The 3,258-nt window shown below is 67.1% G+C and carries 5 protein-coding genes and 1 pseudogene; all 6 read left to right on the forward strand.

Annotated features, from left to right (window positions below):
- Positions 1-42 precede the first annotated feature (42 nt).
- The 6 genes and pseudogenes from ACLP25_RS30935 to ACLP25_RS30960 all read left to right on the forward strand — a co-directional run bounded on the left by ACLP25_RS30935 (position 43) and on the right by ACLP25_RS30960 (position 2,875).
- On the forward strand, positions 43-237 hold the full coding sequence (locus tag ACLP25_RS30935; protein ID WP_442472924.1) for a carboxyl transferase domain-containing protein: 195 nt from the start codon (positions 43-45) through the stop codon (positions 235-237).
- Positions 146-472 (forward strand): annotated as a pseudogene (locus tag ACLP25_RS30940) (carboxyl transferase domain-containing protein); the annotation flags it as partial. The gene ACLP25_RS30935 and the pseudogene ACLP25_RS30940, both read left to right, overlap by 92 nt.
- A 175-nt stretch (positions 473-647) precedes the next feature.
- Positions 648-1,073: a hypothetical protein gene (locus tag ACLP25_RS30945; RefSeq protein ID WP_442472920.1), complete on the forward strand. Its 426-nt coding sequence runs from the start codon at positions 648-650 to the stop codon at positions 1,071-1,073.
- Positions 1,074-1,281: 208 nt separating this feature from the next.
- Complete coding sequence (locus ACLP25_RS30950; protein ID WP_442472921.1) at positions 1,282-1,764, forward strand: hypothetical protein; 483 nt, start codon at positions 1,282-1,284, stop codon at positions 1,762-1,764.
- The gene (locus ACLP25_RS30955; RefSeq protein ID WP_442472922.1) at positions 1,752-1,994 is read left to right on the forward strand and encodes a hypothetical protein; all 243 of its coding nucleotides are present in this window, start codon (positions 1,752-1,754) and stop codon (positions 1,992-1,994) included. The genes ACLP25_RS30950 and ACLP25_RS30955 overlap by 13 nt, the downstream gene beginning before the upstream one ends.
- Before the next feature lie 20 nt (positions 1,995-2,014).
- Positions 2,015-2,875 (forward strand): NmrA family NAD(P)-binding protein, encoded by an 861-nt coding sequence (locus ACLP25_RS30960; RefSeq protein ID WP_442472923.1) that lies wholly within the window; start codon positions 2,015-2,017, stop codon positions 2,873-2,875.
- The last annotated feature ends 383 nt before the right edge of the window (positions 2,876-3,258 follow it).

Raw genomic sequence — 3,258 nt, forward strand, 5'->3', positions numbered from 1 at the left:
GCGGTCGAGATAATCTTCAGGTCCGACATCAGCAACCCGGGCGTGATCGCTGAAAAAACGAAAGAATATGAAGAAACCTTCCTGTCCCCCTTCATCGCCGCCGAGCGCGGCTACATCGACGAAGTGATCATGCCGCATTCGACACGGCGGCGCCTACGACGTCATGTCTTCCAAGCACTTGCGCGGCGACATCAATCTTGCCTGGCCAACGGCGCAGATCGCGGTCATGGGCGCTAAGGGCGCGGTTGAGATCATCTTCAGGTCCGACATCAGCGATCCGGAGAAGATCGCTGAAAAGACGAAGGAATACGAAGAGGTCTTCCTCTCGCCTTTCATCGCCGCCGAGCGCGGCTACATCGACGAGGTGATCATGCCGCACTCGACGCGGCGGCGCCTGTCGCGCGTGCTCAACATGCTGCGCAACAAGAAGCTCGAGAACCCCTGGAAGAAGCACGAGAACATTCCGCTGTGACGGCTCGGACCGGGGTCCTTTTTCAAACCTGCCTTTGACGATCAAGATGTCGTTGCCGGTCGTGGTCAACCGGCGCGACCTTGGGTATCAGCGGTCGTCTCGTCGAAAAGGGGACGCGTCCCGAATTCCGCCTTTTCCCCGGCTAAAAATCGTATCGGAAACTCTTGGAGGTCCGATGCGACGCGCCTTTTTCGCCGTCCTCTTCATGCTTGCCGGCTTCCCGCCCGCTTGTGCGGACGTCGTGATCGAGGGGAGCCCTGGCGGCGAGGCGACGTCGTTCCTCACTTTCTTTGAGGCGGTGCGCCAATCGGGTCAGCGCGTGGTGATCGACGGGCCGTGCTTTTCCGCCTGCACGCTGGCTCTGAGCATCCTCCCGCACAGCCGCATTTGCGTGACGTCTCGCGCGATCCTCGGCTTTCATGCCGCAAGAATGGTCGACATGCTCGGGAACGAGTACCCGGCGCCCGAGGCGACGCGAGTCGTCGCCGAGACCTATCCCGCGCCCGTGCGCCAATGGATCCGACGCCACGGCGGGCTGACCCGCAGGCCCATTTTCCTTTACGGCGCCGAGCTTTCTCGCATGTATTCGCGCTGCGGGTAGGCCGGGCGGCGCGCGGCCGTCGCGGGACGCGACCTCCGGCGTGAAGGCTCTGGCTTTTCTCGCACTGGCCGGGGAACGCATCACGGGGCGCCCGTCGCCGGAGGCAATCGGCTCTCGGAGGCGCTGGCTTTTTGCCGGCGGGCGTTGAATGCTGCCGCGATCGCTGAAGAGGCCTGCGCAAGGCCCGAACCCGAGTCTGACCGGTCCCATGTCGCGCCTTCCCACCGCCCGCCGCTTCGCTTGTGTCCTTGTCGTCCTTTCCGCCGCCGCCCCGCGCCTCGCGCTCGCCGAGCAGCCCTCGAACCTCGACCTTAAGCCCGGCCAGGAGATCACCTTCCCCGTGACGGTCGCCGACGGGCGTATCACGCTCGGGCCGCCGCGCCTCACGAAGCCCGGGGCCGCCCAACCGAAGGACGGCGAGGTCACGGTCGCCGTGGTCAAGCACGGCCTCTCGCCCTACGCCGACCTGACGGCGACCGAGAAAACGCAAAGCCCCGTCGACTTCGTCGCGACCGGCCTCATCGGCGACATCAAGATCGACGAGATCGTGGTGTGCGGCCGGCTCGACGCCCAGGCGATCGCGCGGATCGCTTCGGGGGCGTGGCGCGTTTCGCTGAACCGCTTCAGTGTTCGCCCGAGCGGAGACGCGCCGCCGACGGCCGGCGAAGGAGGCTTAGGATGCCAAAGGTGACCTACCACATCGTCGAGCACGACGGCGGCTTCGCCTACCGCGTCGGCGACGTCTTCTCCGAGACCTTTCCCACCCACGACCTCGCCCGCGAGGCCGCCGAGCGGGCGGCGGCGGAGCAGCGGGTCGGAGACGCAACGACCGAAATTTCCTACGAGGACACGCAAGGGCGCTGGCATGTCGAGACGGCGAAGGGCGGGGACCGTCCCGACACCGACGTCGAGGAGGGGTAGGCCGCTCGGCGAGGGATGCCATGAAGACCATCGCCATCATCGGCCATTCCGGGACGAACGCGCGGCCCTGGACCGAAGCCTTCCTTGCGGCGGGCTGGCGGGTCCGCAGCTTGGTGCGGGACCCGGAGAGGGCGATGCGGCCTCGGTCTCTGACGCCCGTCGCATTCGATCTCGACGCTCCGGGGCGTTACGAATCGGCTGTCGCCGGCGTGGACGTGCTCGCCCTCGTCACGCCCGCGCACCCGAGGCAGGTCGCATGGGAAGGCGTGCTGATCGAGGCCGCGGAACCCAGAGCGGTCGGCGGAATCGTCAAGCTTTCGGTCATCGGCGCCGACTTGGCCCGGCCGATTTCGTACTTCGCCCGTAACGCGGCCGAGGCCGAAACGACCCTGCGGGCTTCACGAGTACCGCACGTCATCCTGCGCGCCAGCGGCTTCATGCAGAACCTGCTGCGGCAGCGCGCGTCGATCGAGGCAGGCAGCCTGGTCGACCCGTCGGGCGGGGCGCCGGCGAGCCTCGTGGATGTCCTCGATCTCGCCGACGTCGCGGTCGCGGTCGCAAACGGGCCGTTCGACGGGCGCGCGCTGACGGTCACCGGGCCGGCGGCGTTGACCGGCGACGAAATGGCTGCGGCCCTTTCGACCGTCATGAAAAGGCCGGTCCGCCTCGTCTCGCCGCCGCTTGCGTCGTTCCGGGCGGTGTTGGCGGAAAGCGGCCTGCCAGCGTGGCGGGTGGACGCGGCCGTCGAACTGCAGGAGGCGATTTTGGACGGCCGGGCGCCGCATCTCGCTGAGGTGAGCGGAGACGTTCCGGCTGCGACGGGCCGGCCGGCGCGCGCGTTCGCCGAGTTCGCCCGCCGCGAATTCGCCCCTTCGTCGTGAGTTGTCGCGCCGGCGCTCGCCGAGCGCCTTTGAGGCTCGTGAATAAGCGCCCATCTTGAGATCGAGCGGCCCACTGTCCATATTCCGATTGGGAGGCGGGCGGCGATCAATTTTGCCAGCTTACCCCGTGTTCCATCTTGCCCCTACAGATGAGATCTGCTAGCGACCTCCCCTCGCTCCGGCGGCGTTGGCCGGGGCGGAACCCTGGGCGTCTTTCGTCGGCCCGAGCGCCGGCCCGCCTTTAAAGAGGCGGTGAGTAGGTCCGCGGACTCTGCGGCCTTTCCGACGGCGGGCGCCTGATCGTCAACTCGAACCCAACCGCCGGCGCCGGTCCGAAACGGACCTCTTTAGGAGAACCAATGTCGCAAACCCAGACCCACGCG

The organism is Roseiarcus sp. (genome assembly GCF_052145395.1).
GTDB lineage: Bacteria > Pseudomonadota > Alphaproteobacteria > Rhizobiales > Beijerinckiaceae > Roseiarcus.